Origin of the sequence: Niastella soli, assembly GCF_017742245.1 — a bacterium.
GTDB lineage: Bacteria > Bacteroidota > Bacteroidia > Chitinophagales > Chitinophagaceae > Niastella > Niastella soli.
Map to the genome: position 1 here is coordinate 411,643 of NZ_JAGHKO010000005.1, position 15,872 is coordinate 427,514.

The following is a 15,872-nucleotide window of genomic DNA, read 5'->3' on the forward strand; positions in this document are numbered from 1 at the left end:
ACTTCAACTTTGATTGAATATACTGCTTCTGCCGACAATCATTGCAGCCGTTCATCAATCAGGTTATTGGCCTGGGATGATATTGCCTTCTTTGTCTATGGAATACCGTTTGCCGCCCATTACTACCCGGGCAATGCTATCTGTAAACGAAGTGGCATGGTGAAAGCGACAGGTAATTACTTCGTTCCCATGTTGATCAATATATCCCCACAATCCTTTTTTATTGCAAACCGGGGCTACACCGCCGCTAAAGCTGCCGGCACGAACAAAATGCAGGGGGATCACTACCCTTCCGGTAGAGTCGATAAACCCAAAAAGATCGTCTTTTTCTACAACGGCCAAACCTTCATGGAAGGAATACACTTCATTATATTGGGGTTTTACGAACTCATTCCCATTCCTGTCAACAAACCCCCATTTCCCATGAAGCGCAACCGCGCCTCTGTCCTCTGAAAATGCCATGGCTTCATCATAGATCAATGGAACTACTACCTGCCCCTGTTCATTTACATATCCCGATCTGCCCCCTTTTTTTACCAGAGCCAGTCCGTAGTTGCTGGCATCAATACGGTCATAATTTTTTGTCCAGCTTTGACCAATAGTATACATACTGAATGCGAGGAAACTTACAAGTAAAAGATATGTTTTCATAAAATATGCTTGAAATGCAAGGGCAAGGTACAGGCAACACCTGCCGGGAAAACATGATCTATTACAGTTGGGAAATTGATGTTAAAGCATAAAAGGCATGACGATTGTCATGCACTGGGTTGTTCTGGTCAATTATAGTAATTTGAGGTTTCTTTCTGTTAAATACAATGACAACTACGGCAAAAAATATTATGATCATCAATGGCTCGCTCCGGGGTGCGGGCGGTAATTCGGGCGCGGTAGCAAAACAGGCTGCCAGCATACTAACGAACGAATTTCAACAACAGGCAACCCTACTAACGCTGACCGATCCGCTGCCAACGATCAGGGAGGTATATGAAAAGCTGGTTGCTTGCGACGGCTTTGTTGTGATAACCGGGGTCTACTGGAATAACTGGAGTTCCCCTTTGCAACGTTTTATTGAAGTAATGACCGCTTTTGAAAATACACCGGCATTTTTCGGCAAGCCGGTTGTCAGTGCCGTGACCATGGATTCAGTAGGCGGTATTGAAGTGGCGGCCCGGTTGCAGGCCGTGTTTGGCGGACTGGGTTGCTGGAGCCCGCCCTGTTCTACGGTTGTCTTATCGCGAACAGGCCAGGAAGCCATGGCGGCGTCGGATGGTTCAGCAGAGGACCCTAATAACGATGTGTGGCGATTGGACGATCTGCCAATCGTTTTACAAAATCTGGTTACAGCCGCTGCTCTGCCGCGTCATAACTGGGTAGCCTGGCCGCATAGGGAACTGACGGTCCCTGATGGGCCCTGGCCTGGTCAAGGACCCCTGGATATGGGGACGCCTAAGTTTCTTTGAAGGCCCTCCTTCGCTAAAGCTTCGGCGGGCGAGGCAATGGGAGAAAGGCAGACGGCAGACGGCAAACGGCAGACGGCAGACGGCAGAAGGCAGACGGCAGACGGCAGAAGGCAGAGGGCAGACGGCAAACGGCAGACGGCAGACGGCAGACGGCAAACGGCAGAAGGCAGAAGGCAGAGGGCAGAAGGCAGACGGCAAACGGCAGACGGCAGACGGCAAACGGCAGACGGCAAACGGCAGACTGGACCTTCGCTGCGCTCAGGTCCGTTAATGGGTAATCAATGTCGTTTGATTAATGCTTGTTTTAAAGGTATCCCCTCCTGGGAGTGGTAGGGGTGGGTTCTCGCTGCACGCTGCAGCCTCCCGATGCATCAGATGGATTTAGCTCTCCTATTCGCTTAACTAATCGACATTAAATAGGCAATGAGTCTCGGTGAAGCAGGGCGCGAATAATAAAGGCGCCGATGATCGCTCACCGGCGCCAGACTTGAAGGTCTACTATTTTTTACTGATCGTAAACACGCGCGACAGATTAAACCCGAACCGCACTTCGCCTTTTCCCCAATCGCCGGTGGTATTGGTGATGAATGCTTTTTCGTTCATGCCAGTAGCATTGGAGAAATGAAGCTGGAAAACGTGTCCGCCGGTTTCGATGTCAAAGCCAACTGATAACGGGTCTTTGTAGATGTTTTTATCCAGGCCTTTTGCGATGTAATGGTAATCGGCAACAAAAGCAATTCGTTTGGATAATTTAAATCGCCCGCCTATGCCAATTGCGTATACGTCGTTTTCTTCGCTTGCCAGGGCTACCAGGTTCCGGTGTATAAAAATGGGTGCTACCTGCAGGCTAAACCGTTCACTGAACTTTCTGCCAATGATCACTTCATTATAAAAAGCCATCCGGTGGCTGAAGTTGTATTTATGACTGGTGTCGCTCCAGGGCGAAGTACCTATAGTTACGCCGGTTACCAGTACAATGGAAAAAGGAAATGAACCGGGGCCTGTTGATTGCCAAACGGGTCTGAACTTCAGGAACCCATCCAGCTCTTTGCCTGCCGTGCTGCGGCCAACCCCCACCATTAACCGGTTGGAAAGACCATAATCAAACCCCAGCCGCATATTGGCCTCATCAAGACCAAAGAGGTTACTGGCGCCTGAATTCAGTTCGCCAAAACGGTGCAGGATACGCACATCGAGCACGCCCTTTCCTAAAAATTCTATGGAATGACCGTTTATAACCCGGCTCGATTTAAACGCATTGCTAACAAATGCTTTCTTATTTTCTTCTTTATTGTCAATCAGTGCAAGCAGCTCCTGCGCCTGTAACCGTTCTGATACGACAACTAACAAAAGGCCTACCAATAATTTTCGCATGAACTCGGATTTTTATTTAAGCGGGTTATAGTTGCAGAGCACTTTTATGGTCACTGTTTTTGATACTTTGTCTTTTACCAGGGAGGGAATGGCTATATTATAATCGGCCAGTAATACCGTGAAATCTGCATTGGAGGCTATGGTCTCTCCGGTTACTTTCATGGTGCCGGTTGTTTCCACCTCTTTTTTTACTCCGTGCATATCGAGCTGGCCTTTTACTGTTACCGGGTATACGCCATTTTGTTGGAAATTGACCTTGTCAATATTCACAATTTTCCCTTTGAATAAGGCCTTGGGGTACTTATCGCTCTCCATATAATTTTCATTGAAGTGTTCCTGCATTAAGGCTCTTTTAAATTCAAAGCCTTTAATGAGTACCGCAAATTCCATTTGACCGGTAGCCCCATCCAACACACTAACGGTGGTCTTGTTGGTGGCATCAACATCTTCTACCGATGTGCCGGCGTTAAAGGTGATCTGTCCTGATTTAGTAAAGTATTTTTTCTGAGAAAAAGCCAGAACGGTAACCAGCAGGCATGCTGCCAGCATAATAGAATGTTTCATGTTATTTGGTGTTTCTTATAATTTAATCATTAGGCATGCCGGAATCGAACCAGCATTGCAGGATGGCTATATCATTGGCGGAAAGCGGGGCTGCAGGCGGCATGGTTTTATCTACAAGGGCCCGTTGTTTAATACGGGTTGCGTTTGCTTTTACCTGGTCATAGGTTTCCAGGATAACGCCACCTTTGGCTGCAGCTGCGCCATGACAGCGGGAGGAACTGCACTTAGAGGTCATGATCGATTTCACTTTGGTAAAGTTGGCATTCAGTGTATCACAGGCATTGGGCTTGGGCGGATACAACAATTCTGTTTTGTCGTACGTACAACCTGTACTGAATAGTATTAAAAGCGCGGGGAAGAATGAATTCCTGTTTCTGATAATGCTGGTGCTTTTCTTAAGCAGCAAATGGATATTAGATTTCACAATTCGTTTTCTTTTGGGTGAATAACTGGTAAATGATCAAGGCAATTTTAGCATTCAATTACTGTGCTTAAATGAGGATTGATCTGTTACAAATTACCCAGTGGTAAATATTGGTAACCGAATGGTCATTTATTGTTGCTGGTTGATCATCCCCGATGGACCGTTTATTCAAGGCATACTAAAGCCACCCAGAAGCCAGTTGTAGAAAGTATCTGTGCGGCCAAAACTGGTAATGGTATTGTAGTTGGTGTCAGGCCGTACAATCACTTGCAGCCGCGATTTACTGGCCGGGATCATTTTTACGATGGCAGACATATGAATGATGAACTGGCGGTTGATGCGGAAGAAAAGGGCGGGGGCGAGCAATTGTTCCAGTCGTTCAAGGGTAAAACCGGTGCGATACTTCTGCCCTGCAAAGGTGATGAGATACACGATCTTTTGTTCTGAAAAGAAATAAGCCACTTCGTCGGCTTTGACCAGTTTTACCTGTTTTCCTACCGTGACCAGGAACCTGTCCTGGAACCGATTGCCTTCAACAGCCGGTGCTGGCTCCTGGGGGTGTAAATACCGGTACCGGGAAACCGCTTTTTCAACTTCTGTCTTGTCCAATGGTTTTAATAAATAGTATAACCCATTTTGTTTGAATGCTTCCAGGGCAAACCGGTCGTTGGTATTCATATATACAACCGGTGGGTTGTTTTTAAGCGATCTGAATAGGTCAAAGCTCAATCCATCGGGAAAGGTAATTGCAGAAAATACCAGTTGGGGGTGGGTGTTTTTCCGGAACCAGTTCCTGGCTGTGGGGATATCGGTACAATGGCTGGTTGCCACGTCTGCTGATATGCCCTGTAAAATACATTCCAGGTCTTTTATTACTTCTTGCTCTTGCTCAATGATCAAAATGCGCATGTTCTATAGGATATATATAAGGTTTACACTATGGACATAAAGATCCACCACTCCCAAAGGGAGCCGGTTGTTTTGGCAAGCTGGGGTAAATTATCCTAATAAAGGCGGCAGGGCTGGTTGTAGGGAGTTGTTGTGTAGGGGGAAATCGTTGCATGCAAGTTATAAAAAAATGCGCATAAGTTGACTAACTATTTCCCAGTTCGTCTATTCGTTTCATTACACCGGCTACAATACGGTCACAGCAAACCAGGTTAAATTCATAGATGTCTTCGGTTGAATAATTTTTTTCAATTGCTTTTCTGAGCATGGCCTTGGCCCGGTTCAACCTGACCTTAACGTTAGAGGCGGTGGTGTTCATCGCTTCGGCGGTCTCAGCTACACTTAAACCTGCCAGTTCGCGCAGCGCAAATGTTGTTCTGTATTCCTCGGGAAGTTGTTGAAGACAGGCTTCCACCACTTTGTTGAATTCCTTGCTGAGGACTGCATCGTCGGTGTTGCTGTGGTTCTTAGGTAAAAACATAAGCGATGAATTGTCGGGTAAAAGATCCGCTGTTTGCTCTTTAAGGTAATTGAACTTATGTGTTTTTCGATAGCACTGGTGAAGCATAATGGTAATGAGCCAGGTCTTAAAGGAAGAGCGTTCAGCAAATTGTTTAAGATTTACATAACAATTGATAAATGATTCCTGCATCAGGTCCTCCGTATCCTGGTGGTTAAAACCATAGCTTCTCCCCACTTTATACAAATAGGGATTGTACCTGCGGATAATTATTTCAAATATGGCGGTATTGCCAGCCAAGACCTGCTGAATGATCTCGGGATCGGTATATTGCTGAACGCTCTTGTTAAATAGGTGGAATACCATATTACAAATTTACCAATTAGTATGTGATCGAATGCCTATCCTTTGGAGAATTGCACGCCGCTGCTGGTTGCCTGGTGAGCTTTGGAACCGCCTTCTGTACGGGCCAGTTGGGCCAGCGAATAAGCGCCTATGGACATTACCAGGTCACGCACGGCTACATCGAGATAACCTTTGTTCATAAGTAGGGTTAAAGCGATCAGTGCCAGCCAGGCCATTACAATGTAGGCGCCAATGGCAGGCCGGGCAAGAACGATCAGCCCTGCCACCATTTCAATTACCCCAACGATCAGCATAAAGGTATGTGGGCTAAACGGAAGCATCTGGGCGATGGAAGGGTTTAGGTATTTCTCCCAGTCTGTAAACAGGTTGGTGAATTTATCCAAACCGGCCACTATGGGTACCAGTCCATAGGTAAATCGCATCAGTGTATAAACCTGGTGTACTCTTGGTGTTGATAATGCTGCTGTTGTCATAAAATTAGCTTTTGATGATTATAATAGTAAGGCTCATCAAAAGAATAGAGCAGGTGAGGGGCCAAAAGGTAACAAAACAGGAAGAATTAATTTAAAATGCTGTTTTTGAGGTGGTAATGCTAATATACTGGCAAAACTACACCTGGGCGGCTATCTGAAGGGCGTTTGAAATTAAAAACTCTTTTGTATCTTTCCCTTCTCACCCAACCAAGGTTCACGAGGTCCCACCATTTAGATTGCGCTGGAAGCCGTTTTAATAATTTCCGGTAAAAGCGTATATTGAACTACGTAAAAACCAGCATGTTACTAATGCTGATAAAATTTGCCATATAAATAACCCCTGCCTGATGAGTAAAATAGCACTGAAATTAATACACACATGTTTGGAGACAAAGGAAACAAGTTTAGACCTTGGCAATTGCGGGTTGACGGATTCCGATTTTGAACCAGGTGCTCCTATTGATATTGAACTCCGCAAATGCAAGCACCTGGAAAGTCTTATCTTAAGTGATATGTGGTATAATGCCAAACGTGGATGGGTTTCCAATGACAAGGGGGATTATAATTATTTTACCAAGGGGCCTGCGGCCATCAATGAATTACAGGGACTATTAAGGTTGGAGTGTGCAAGTCATCAGCGGTCAGATTGGGGAATTGCCGATACTTTTTTTGTATCTCAATTGCATCAATTGCAATACCTGAATCTGCGAGGTAATAAAATTCATGATCTTGAGGGGTTAAAGAGTTTATCTGTTATTGAAGATCTAAACTTGTCATCAAACGGAATAAAAACTTTGCAAGGTTTTGGACCATTGCATGGGGTGAAAAAGCTGAATCTGTCAGGGAATTATATCTCAACACTCGATGGGCTTGAAGGCCTGATTTCTTTGCGGAATATTTCATTGGTAGGAAATGAGATAACAAATTTAGGACCCCTGAAGAGTTTGGTCAACCTTGAAATTCTTCAATTGCAAAATAATGGTATAACTGATCTGAAAAGTCTGAGAACACTCACCTCTTTGGAACAACTTAATTTGAGTCACAATCAGATTGGTAAGCTTGTAGATATTGAGGAGTTAAATCAATTGACTCAATTATCAATAGATAAAGCCAATATTACAAGTCTAAAAGGCATTGAAAAGCTGTTAGAATTAAAGTTTCTAAATGTAAGTGATAACCGTATAACCAGTTTAAAAAGCCTGGAAAAACTAAGTAACCTTATTACACTTATTGCAAGTCGCACTTATATAAAAGATCTTAGATCACTTGAAAAATTACCTGCCTTGGAAATATTGTTTGTAAGTGATACTAAAATTACCAGTCCGGAAGGTCTTGAAAAAATAACAACTTTACGTGAATTAAGGATAAGGGGCAATACTATTAGAGACTTTAAATGTCTGGAATCTCTGCATAATCTGATAAATCTTGATGTAAGTAACACGGGAATAAGTAGCCTAACGAGTTTACAGAAATTGACCTGGTTGAAACAATTGAATCTTTCGAGAAACAACATTTCAGACATAAGCGGTTTGGAAACTTTAACCGGGTTAATGGAATTGGATATTAGCTTCAATAAAATTAAAGACCTTTCTCCTTTACTTCCGTTCCTTACAAGGCCCAAAAAACCTTTGACCATAGTAGTGAAAAGGGTAGCGCTTATCGGTTTGGGTAGAATACACGTAGCGGGGAATCCCCTGGAAAATCCTCCCCTTTCGATAGTTGAACTCGGTAATGAAAGTGTTTTAAGACATTTTGAAAAAATAAAAGCAGAAGGCATCGATTATCTGTATGAAGCAAAATTAACGCTGGTAGGAGAAGGTAATGCAGGAAAAACTTCGTTGCAAAAGAGGCTGATGAATGCGAAAGCAGCATTGCCCACAGACGATACCCGGACAAGGGGTATAGAAGTAGTTGACTGGAAATATAAAGGGGCAAAAAGCAAATCGCATATCGCTCATATCTGGGATTTTGGTGGCCAGGACGTTTATTATCCTGTTCATCGTTTTTTTCTTACTGAAAATTCTGTATTCGTTCTATTGGCCAGCACCCGCCAGAACAATCATCATTTTGATTATTGGATCCCTACCATTGCCCAGTTTGGCGGTAAAAGCCCGATCATCCTGGGCCAGACCTGTCACCAGGGGAATAAGATCTCCTGGACTGACCTGGGCCATTATCTCATCAATGATCATTTTAATATCATTAAAGCCGGACAGCTTTCTTATACCGAGCTCAATTTGCAAAAGAAAAATGAAGGCCTGGAAGAAATAAAGAAAATAATTGTTGACCAGATTGAAAAGCTGCCACATTATGGAAAGGGCGTGCCTAAATCGTGGATCCCGGCACGAGAGGCAATTGCTGCAGAATCTACAAAGAAGGCCTGTATTTCATTTGAGGAATTTATGGCCATCTGCCGGAAAACAGATCCGGATAAAATGTCAGCAGAAATAGACATTATGGACTTTGCCAGGTTTTTACATAGCCAGGGGATCATCTTGTGGTATTCAGGCATTGAAGAGTTGAGGAACTGGGTGATTTTGCAACCAGAATGGGCCATGAATGCCGTATATAAGATCATAGATGACGAGGATATCCAAAAAAGGCGCGGACATATTATTGCGTCAGACTTTGAAAGGATTTGGCGTGAAGCGCATTATAAGCAACGGTTTGAGATCCTAAAGAAATTGCTCCAGGTCTTCAAGATCGCCTTCCCTAAAAAACATAACAACAAAGACTTTATTATTCCTGCCCGGTTACTGGCGATGCCAAAAGAGGCGCGATGGGAGAACGATCAGCAATGCCTCCGGCTGATCTACAAATATGAGTTTATGCCCAAAGGGCTGGTTAACCAGCTAAGCGCTGATCTAAGCAAGTTTATAAAATCGGATGGTGATGTGTGGAATGATGCGGTCAATATAGAGCATCCTGATACTGCGGCGCAGGCCCAGGTGATAGAAAATTTTTACGAACGAACCATTGAGATCAAAACAACGGGGAAAGATGCCCGGGGATTAAACATGATGATCACTGCAGCCATGGAAGACGTAACAAAGAGTTATAAGGGAGTGCATTATTCTCTATTTGTTCCTTGTTCATGTGGGGAATGTATTAATAGCAATAAACCAGAGAAATTCGAATACCAGAAATTGCTAAAGTGGTCTAAAGATCGCGATCATATAACCTGCAATGAAAGCCAAACCCGGTTGTCTATTGATAACTTACTTTTTAATGTTGGTTTGGCCTCCTCTTTAAGGGGGGTGTATAGAAGGATTATAAAAAAAGAAATTCGCCAATTAAAGACGTTTATCTCCTACTCGAAATCAGAAGGTGAATTGGCAAAAGATACTAATTATTTACAGGAGTTTAAAAACCGGCTGGCACCATTGAGTAAATTCAATAATACCCTTATTACCTGGGATGATACGAACCTGATACCTGGTGAGGAATGGGATGACCGGATAAGGGAAGAATTAAATACCTGCGATGTCATTTTCCTTTTAATAAGCCCGGCTTTTTTAAATACCAAATACATCAGGGAAACGGAACTAAATATTGCGATGGAAAGGCAAAGCAAAGGCGAATGTATGGTTGTGCCAGTGGTTATCAGGAATTGTGCCTGGACGGATATTCCTCTACTTAGTAAATTAAGCGGTATTCCACGAAAAAATATTCCTATTGCATCATGGAAAAAGAACAAGAAAGAATGGCCTTCCATAGATGATGCCTGGCAACATGTGTATGATGAAATAAAAAAGCTCATCCAGGCTTTTTATAAAAATGATTAACATTAAAACTTAAAGAAAAAGAAAACAACTGCGGCCCATTCTCTTTTAACATCGCTGGCATAGCCAATAGTTGAATGACTGCTGTTTTCTACTGTGCCATTTTCTTTTACATACCCTATGGTGGAATGGCTGCTGTTCTCTATAGTGCCATTCTTTTTTATATAACCAACGGTAGAATGGCTAGCGTTTTCAACCACTCCATTGTCTTTCAAATAGCCGATGGTGATGTGGCTGCTGTTTTCTATGGCGCCGTTTTCTTTAATATAACCTACTGTTGAATGGCTGCTGTTTTCTATAGTGCCATTGCTTTTAATATAACCTTTGGTGGAATGATTGCCGGCTTCGATAGTTTGTGCATGCGAGCAAAGGACTAGCAATAAGGGGGCTAACAGGACTATTAAATGCTTCATGCGTTTAAAAATAATAGCAGGGCCCCAGTATTCAAAGCAGGCCCCTGAATTTTAACAAATTGTCCCGATCCCGGCTCAGCCGGGACGGGACAACAGTTACTTTTAAAACTCAGCGATCAACGACAACCACCGGGCGGCAGGTGCTCCCCATACTTCTTTATAGGTAGCGGTATTAAATTGTGGCCAGTAAGGCGTGTCTTCATTAAACCTCGATTGCATGCCAACAGGAATGCCACCTACTGTTTCTCCGGGCAGTGCGGTATATAGCTGGGGATAGTTGCTTCCTTCACCCCAGATCAATGACTGACCAAAAGGGTTTTTCCCAACTATCCAGAATAATTGTTGTTCGGCAATATTCATCAATTCCTTATCCTTTAAAAATTTCCCGCACAAGGCAGCGGCTTTGCCAGTTGACAATTGCACTGCCGCATTTCCTCTAAAGGAGAACCATACCGGGAACACTTTTAGGTAATGTTCATTATCCAATTTAAATCCATTTTCCAACTGCGCTTTATAGTCCGTGCCGGCCCCACTGAATATGCCTACCTGTACTTTGTAAAAATTGACTGAGTCTTTTACTTCATTTATGTTGTATACCCCGCTTGGGACCAAACCATAGGGGGCTACATATTGCATGATCTTTTTGAGATATTCTCCATACATCCTGATGGAAGTGGTCCATTTCCCATAGTCGGGATGATTGGGCTGGGTCTCACAAAGTGTAGTCAGGGCCTGCATGTATACCTGGTCGCGCGACTGATGGGTGTAATGCACAATGGATCTCTTCTCTAAATCGCGATAAAAGAAACCGCTGGTTTTGTTCTTATCGCCCAGCGGCTCTGTTCGCTGGCATTGCAACGTGTATTGAATGGATTTAGCAGCCTCTGTTGCATAATATTTGTCGCCCGTTAATTTATACAGTAAGCTGGCCGCAAGCGAAATATTGGCTGAATACTGGCTGTTGGAAGCCATGGCTGCATGATCGCCGCCACCGCCAATGCTGCTCAGGTCGTTAAAGCCCAGGCTGTCGTAACGCTTTTTTGCCAGTGCAAAATCTTCAATCGCTACTTTGCGCAGGTTTTCCCTGAGCATGACATCGTTTTCTATCTTCATGGCGGCATAGGCTTCAATACCGGAAAAAACAAAATTCTCGAAGGCGCGGTTGTGAACATGTACCAGGCGTCTTTTGGTAGAATCATCTCCGGTGCCAATAAAACCGTCTGTCCATAAATTAGTGCCCCAGGTTTGGGCGCGGTAACCGTTACCAAGGCGGCCTTTTAAAATACAGTCAATGCCCCATTCTGCTTCTTCCTGTAGCCGAAGGAATAATTCTTTATTGTCTTTTTCTTTCGCCTTGCTGGTCATTTCGAGCAGGGAATAAACTATCTCGCCCGATTGCATTACCTGCTGCGACATATCCGCCGCATCATGCCAGCCACCATTGAAGGGAAAGGTCCTGCCGTCGACCACTGCATGCAGATCGTTGTGACAGGCGCCGTGTTTACCCGGGACCGGATAACCACAACGTTCGCAGAAAATAAAATTCAGTACCCGCCAGGCAGAATTGTCCCAGATATTGCGATTTATGTAAAAGGGCTGGCAGGTAACATTGCCAACGCGAATACTGTACTGCCCTTCCTTTTTAAAATCACTAAAGTCGATCGTTTCAAAGGTGCCGAGAGCTGTTTTCTTTGAAGTGATGTTGCCTTCATACACAACGCCGTTAGTTATATGATCTACCAGTTGAAACTTTCCAGTATGGTTGTTTACCCGTACGATGGCTGTTTTTTCACTTTCAACCCCATAGCCGGTAGTTGAGTAGATGATGCGATTGTCAGCGGGTGTCCAGCCGGTCACTACTTCAGGATGTTCAATGGTTTGCAGGGATACGGCATCAATATCAAATTTCAACGAATCGCCCATGGTACGTTCCTTTCCAAATACCTCTATGGCAAATGAGATCTTTGTTACCTTGTCACGGGCCAGTTCGCTCATTTCCACAAAACATTCATTCCATTGCCGGTTGATCAAATTGATCTCATGATATCCTTCCCGCTCATACTTGTCCGGTACTTTTATTTTGCCATCGTTCTCGACATATAAATTAAGGTAAATGCTGCGGGCGCCTTCACAATTTGGGTAAATATAAAAATGAAGCCGGTTGTATTTTTCCCAGTTCATTCCACCTACTTCGTAGCTGGCCAGGGAGGTACCAAACCCTAAACCCCAGTCAAGGAATTGCGGATAGGTGGTGGGCGCTGTCAATTGCAGGCTGTGTTTTCCGGAAACACTTCTTTCAGCGGTAAGCGACATGCCGCCAATTCCCTTATGCGACCATTTGTTGAGGTCCTCCATGTCGCAAAGCAGGTCGGTAGCAATCACTTTTTTGGTAAGGCCAAATGATTCAAACGACTTACTGTAGTCAAGCGAAAGCGGACTGTGCACATACCCGGTATTCCGGAGGTCTTCTTTTAATTTCCCGTCAATTTGAGCGAATAGTAAACTGCCCGGGCTAAAGAGCAATAAAGCCGATACTAATACTTTTTTCATAATGCTTTGAGGGTGTAAGTTAAACGTTATGTCCGCCAGGGCGGACTGTGGCAACCGATTGAAGTTAGGAAACAAAAAGGGGAGTACAAACTGCGCGGAGCCTGCGATGGATACTATTTTAGGATGACAGTAATCATAAAAAGAGATATATGATAAGCCTGATGAAGTTTTAATCAAATTCTAATTTGCCAGAAAAGGCAATATTGAACAGGCGTTAACGTTAGAGCTCCACCAAAAACTTTTCTCATTATGCACTTTTACAAATCTAAACCGTTAGTGTTTTTCCTATCGGCCCTATTAGGATTAGCTGCCTGTAGCAAATCTTCCGATTCCGATCCTGTCACTTTGCCGACCCCTGTAACCGAGCCGCTAAAAATAGCAGCCGCCAAACCAGGCGATACGCTGATCATCAAAGGACAAAATTTCAATGAAATAGCTGCCAATAATACCGTTAAAATCAGCGGCATAACGGCTACCGTTGTAAGCGCTACCACTACTGAATTAAAGGTGGTAATTCCGGCCAATGCAACTTCCGGCGCGGTTACGGTAAACGTTAACGGCATTACTGTTGACGTAGGCTCGTTAGTGCTAAATCCGCTTACTTTATATTGTGTTAAAATGGATACGGTTACCAATGCGCCCGAGTGGCTGGTTGGTATCAACCCGGCAGATGGTAAAGAGTCACCAATCGCCTCCATGGGGGAAATTCCGGAATATGCTATACCCAACATTGTATACCTGTCGGCTACCAACGAAGTGATCTATTTGAACGACTCGGCTACCGGGTTGATAAAAATAAATGTTGCCACCAAACAAACAAGCACGGTAAGACTGGCGGGTGCCGGCAACCTTGTAAGGTTTAATGAGCTGGTGACTGATAAAAGCGGCAACCTGTATGCTATTAAAAATGATGCCAGCATTCAGAATAACTATTATCAGAATTTTGTAAGAATTGATCCCAAAGACGGCGGCCTTACATCGCTTAAAACAATCGTCCGGAAAAACGGTTTACATGTGGAAGCCTCGACCTACGTTCCTGCTACCAATGAAATAGTTGGTAAGTCAGACTTTGGTGGTTTATTCAAGATAAACCTCAGAACTAACGATACCAGCACCATACAATTAACCAATGGTAATTTTGAAACAGTTTATGGAATGGGGCCGGACAAGCAGGGGAATTTGATCGGTTATAAAATGATCACTGATCCCAATACATACAACAGCACCGAACAGGTAGTGCAGATCAATACGGTTACCGGCGCGCAAACTGTACTTGTTCCTATAACCGGTGATATATATTTACCTCAAAATACCATCTGTGCTTTGCCTACACGGAATGAATTGGTAGGTCTTTATGAGAAAAACAAATTGTACAGGATCAATCTGGGCACAAAAACTGCTGATGTAGTAACGCTTACCACGCAAACCAATATGTGGTATTATAAGATGACAAATAATTAAAAGGGTAATAAATTAAAAAGGGATGGAACTCAAATTCCATCCCTTTTTTTATTTATTGAACTCAGGGTGATTTAAAAAAAATCAGGGCAATAGTCCGAAAAGGCCCTTTTTCCTTTAACGAAGAAATCCTTTTCTACGGCACCTGACAATAAAACCGGGTAAAAGATCGAAAAGGCACTTACGGCGACATTTTAATTAAACTACCTTTTACGGGGCAGGATTGATTACCTGCATCTTCGCCTTGAATCGAAGAAATCCTTTTCTACGACACCGGTTTCGTTATACAAAGATGGCTACCCGCTGCGCAACTGATCTGCGTAGTAGAAAATTTCTTTTTATTTTTTACGGAGTATGGAAACTTACACCCGACGCATCTAATTGAATTGGCTAAAGTCAATCAATTCTATTAACTATTGCGCCTTCCCATGAGAAAATTATCATGTCTTGTTTTTGTCCTTTTGTCTCAACTGGGCAGCATAACAGCCCAATCGTCACTGCCTGATAAAAATAAAGTGATGGAGTTTTTTCAGAATATGGAATACGAGGATGCCATCAACTATTTACTCATTGCTGAAAAGGCAGATAGTTTAAATCTTCAGGTGCTGGGCTATTTGGGGTATGCCTACCAGATGAATGAGGAGCCAAACAATGCCAGCAGATATTATCAAAAAATGTTGGATGTTGATTCCAATAATGTATCTGCCAACCAGTATTTTTCCAGTCTCTATAGCGATGAAGATCCTGTAACGGCCCGCAAATACTTATCCCGGTTGATCAACCGTAATCCACAGAAATCGGTTTACTACAGAAAGATGGGCGATCTGTTCCGGCGTAAAAATCAGAAAGATTCCGCTTTTATTTATTATGAACAGGCATTCCGGTTGTTGCCAAACGATAGCAGAAATGGAGCAGCCCTTTCTGATCTTTTAATTGATCAGAAAAATTACCAGCGGGCGGATAGTATTATTGATGAAGGCCTGCTCAGGGATTCTTTAAGTATTGCTTATTTAAAATTGCGGATAAAATCATCGTACGAAGCAGCAGCTTATCAAAAGGTCATTATACCAGGTGAAAGGCTGTTGCGGTTGGGGGAAGGATCGTCAACCACGCTTACCCAGGTTGTGTTGGCTTATTATAATCTGAAGCTGTATAAGGACTGCATCAGGGTTTGCGAGCTGCTGATCGAAAAAGGGATGGCTGGCGAAAATATATTTTATTATGCGGCTAAATCACATGCGAAATTGAGGGAATTTGAGGAAAGCAATGAACTGCTCAAAACATGCCTGGGGCTGGCTATCTCAAACACGGCTGAATATTATTTCCATGCATTGGGGGATAATTATGAAGAGCTGAAGCAATATAAAAAGGCCATCGCCCAATATGATACCGCATACTATTTATTTAAAAACCCATTGATGCTGTACGATTGCGGGCGGATATGGGATGGGAGTTTAAATAATTATAGTGCGGCTAAAAAATATTATAGCAAATACCTGTCACTGGCAAAGCCACAATCGACTGATGAAAAAAAAGCCTATAATTACATCAGGAAGAAGTATCGTAAAGAAAATGATCAATAAGTCACCGTTCAACA

At 43.4% G+C, this 15,872-nt stretch carries 13 protein-coding genes; 4 read left to right on the top strand and 9 right to left on the bottom strand.

Annotated elements, in window-relative coordinates:
* Nucleotides 1-63: 63 nt before the first annotated feature.
* Entirely contained in the window at nt 64-651 is a 588-nt protein-coding gene (locus tag J7I42_RS22140; RefSeq protein ID WP_209141060.1) for a WG repeat-containing protein, read from the bottom strand.
* 167 nt (nt 652-818) lie between these two features.
* On the opposite strand from J7I42_RS22140, the gene J7I42_RS22145 reads away from it, so the two are divergent.
* On the top strand, nt 819-1,463 hold the full coding sequence (locus J7I42_RS22145) for an NAD(P)H-dependent oxidoreductase (protein ID WP_209141061.1): 645 nt from the start codon (nt 819-821) through the stop codon (nt 1,461-1,463).
* Nucleotides 1,464-1,961: 498 nt separating this feature from the next.
* Here J7I42_RS22145 and J7I42_RS22150 read toward each other — a convergent pair whose 3' ends face one another.
* The 6 genes from J7I42_RS22150 to J7I42_RS22175 all read right to left on the bottom strand — a co-directional run bounded on the left by J7I42_RS22150 (nt 1,962) and on the right by J7I42_RS22175 (nt 6,072).
* Nucleotides 1,962-2,837 carry a DUF5777 family beta-barrel protein gene (locus J7I42_RS22150; RefSeq protein ID WP_209141062.1) on the bottom strand — a complete coding sequence of 292 codons (876 nt, stop codon included), beginning with the start codon at nt 2,835-2,837 and terminating at the stop codon, nt 1,962-1,964.
* A 12-nt stretch (nt 2,838-2,849) separates the two neighbouring features.
* Nucleotides 2,850-3,401, bottom strand: a complete 552-nt coding sequence (locus J7I42_RS22155; RefSeq protein ID WP_209141063.1) for a YceI family protein — start codon at nt 3,399-3,401, stop codon at nt 2,850-2,852.
* Between the two features lie 22 nt (nt 3,402-3,423).
* On the bottom strand, nt 3,424-3,825 hold the full coding sequence (locus J7I42_RS22160) for a hypothetical protein (protein WP_209141064.1): 402 nt from the start codon (nt 3,823-3,825) through the stop codon (nt 3,424-3,426).
* Between the two features lie 168 nt (nt 3,826-3,993).
* Nucleotides 3,994-4,734, bottom strand: a complete 741-nt coding sequence (locus J7I42_RS22165) for a LytR/AlgR family response regulator transcription factor (protein WP_209141065.1) — start codon at nt 4,732-4,734, stop codon at nt 3,994-3,996.
* A 184-nt stretch (nt 4,735-4,918) separates the two neighbouring features.
* Nucleotides 4,919-5,599 (bottom strand): sigma-70 family RNA polymerase sigma factor, encoded by a 681-nt coding sequence (locus J7I42_RS22170; RefSeq protein WP_209141066.1) that lies wholly within the window; start codon nt 5,597-5,599, stop codon nt 4,919-4,921.
* Between the two features lie 35 nt (nt 5,600-5,634).
* Entirely contained in the window at nt 5,635-6,072 is a 438-nt protein-coding gene (locus J7I42_RS22175; protein ID WP_209141067.1) for a hypothetical protein, read from the bottom strand.
* A 347-nt stretch (nt 6,073-6,419) separates the two neighbouring features.
* Here J7I42_RS22175 and J7I42_RS22180 point away from each other — a divergent pair, with 347 nt between their 5' ends.
* A complete protein-coding gene (locus tag J7I42_RS22180; RefSeq protein ID WP_209141068.1) occupies nt 6,420-9,857 on the top strand; it encodes a leucine-rich repeat domain-containing protein in 3,438 nt (1,145 codons plus the stop codon).
* A 2-nt stretch (nt 9,858-9,859) separates the two neighbouring features.
* On the opposite strand, the gene J7I42_RS22185 is transcribed toward J7I42_RS22180, so the two are convergent.
* Nucleotides 9,860-10,267, bottom strand: a complete 408-nt coding sequence (locus tag J7I42_RS22185) for a 5-fold beta-flower protein (RefSeq protein WP_209141069.1) — start codon at nt 10,265-10,267, stop codon at nt 9,860-9,862.
* A 102-nt stretch (nt 10,268-10,369) separates the two neighbouring features.
* On the bottom strand, nt 10,370-12,817 hold the full coding sequence (locus tag J7I42_RS22190) for a glycoside hydrolase family 9 protein (RefSeq protein ID WP_209141070.1): 2,448 nt from the start codon (nt 12,815-12,817) through the stop codon (nt 10,370-10,372).
* Between the two features lie 249 nt (nt 12,818-13,066).
* Between J7I42_RS22190 and J7I42_RS22195 the strand changes: the two genes are divergently transcribed.
* Both J7I42_RS22195 and J7I42_RS22200 read left to right on the top strand, forming a co-directional pair.
* On the top strand, nt 13,067-14,278 hold the full coding sequence (locus J7I42_RS22195) for an IPT/TIG domain-containing protein (protein ID WP_209141071.1): 1,212 nt from the start codon (nt 13,067-13,069) through the stop codon (nt 14,276-14,278).
* A gap of 425 nt (nt 14,279-14,703) precedes the next feature.
* Nucleotides 14,704-15,858, top strand: a complete 1,155-nt coding sequence (locus J7I42_RS22200; protein ID WP_209141072.1) for a tetratricopeptide repeat protein — start codon at nt 14,704-14,706, stop codon at nt 15,856-15,858.
* Nucleotides 15,859-15,872: the final 14 nt, after the last annotated feature.

Excerpts from the sequence above, each read along its gene's own strand:
- J7I42_RS22145 (WP_209141061.1), top strand. The coding sequence starts at position 819 with ATGACAACTACGGCAAAAAATATTATGATCATCAATGGCTCGCTCCGG.
- J7I42_RS22140 (WP_209141060.1), bottom strand. The coding sequence starts at position 651 with ATGAAAACATATCTTTTACTTGTAAGTTTCCTCGCATTCAGTATGTAT.
- J7I42_RS22185 (WP_209141069.1), bottom strand. The coding sequence starts at position 10,267 with ATGAAGCATTTAATAGTCCTGTTAGCCCCCTTATTGCTAGTCCTTTGC.
- J7I42_RS22200 (WP_209141072.1), top strand. The coding sequence starts at position 14,704 with ATGAGAAAATTATCATGTCTTGTTTTTGTCCTTTTGTCTCAACTGGGC.
- J7I42_RS22155 (WP_209141063.1), bottom strand. The coding sequence starts at position 3,401 with ATGAAACATTCTATTATGCTGGCAGCATGCCTGCTGGTTACCGTTCTG.
- J7I42_RS22175 (WP_209141067.1), bottom strand. The coding sequence starts at position 6,072 with ATGACAACAGCAGCATTATCAACACCAAGAGTACACCAGGTTTATACA.
- J7I42_RS22150 (WP_209141062.1), bottom strand. The coding sequence starts at position 2,837 with ATGCGAAAATTATTGGTAGGCCTTTTGTTAGTTGTCGTATCAGAACGG.
- J7I42_RS22195 (WP_209141071.1), top strand. The coding sequence starts at position 13,067 with ATGCACTTTTACAAATCTAAACCGTTAGTGTTTTTCCTATCGGCCCTA.
- J7I42_RS22190 (WP_209141070.1), bottom strand. The coding sequence starts at position 12,817 with ATGAAAAAAGTATTAGTATCGGCTTTATTGCTCTTTAGCCCGGGCAGT.
- J7I42_RS22170 (WP_209141066.1), bottom strand. The coding sequence starts at position 5,599 with ATGGTATTCCACCTATTTAACAAGAGCGTTCAGCAATATACCGATCCC.
- J7I42_RS22165 (WP_209141065.1), bottom strand. The coding sequence starts at position 4,734 with ATGCGCATTTTGATCATTGAGCAAGAGCAAGAAGTAATAAAAGACCTG.
- J7I42_RS22180 (WP_209141068.1), top strand. The coding sequence starts at position 6,420 with ATGAGTAAAATAGCACTGAAATTAATACACACATGTTTGGAGACAAAG.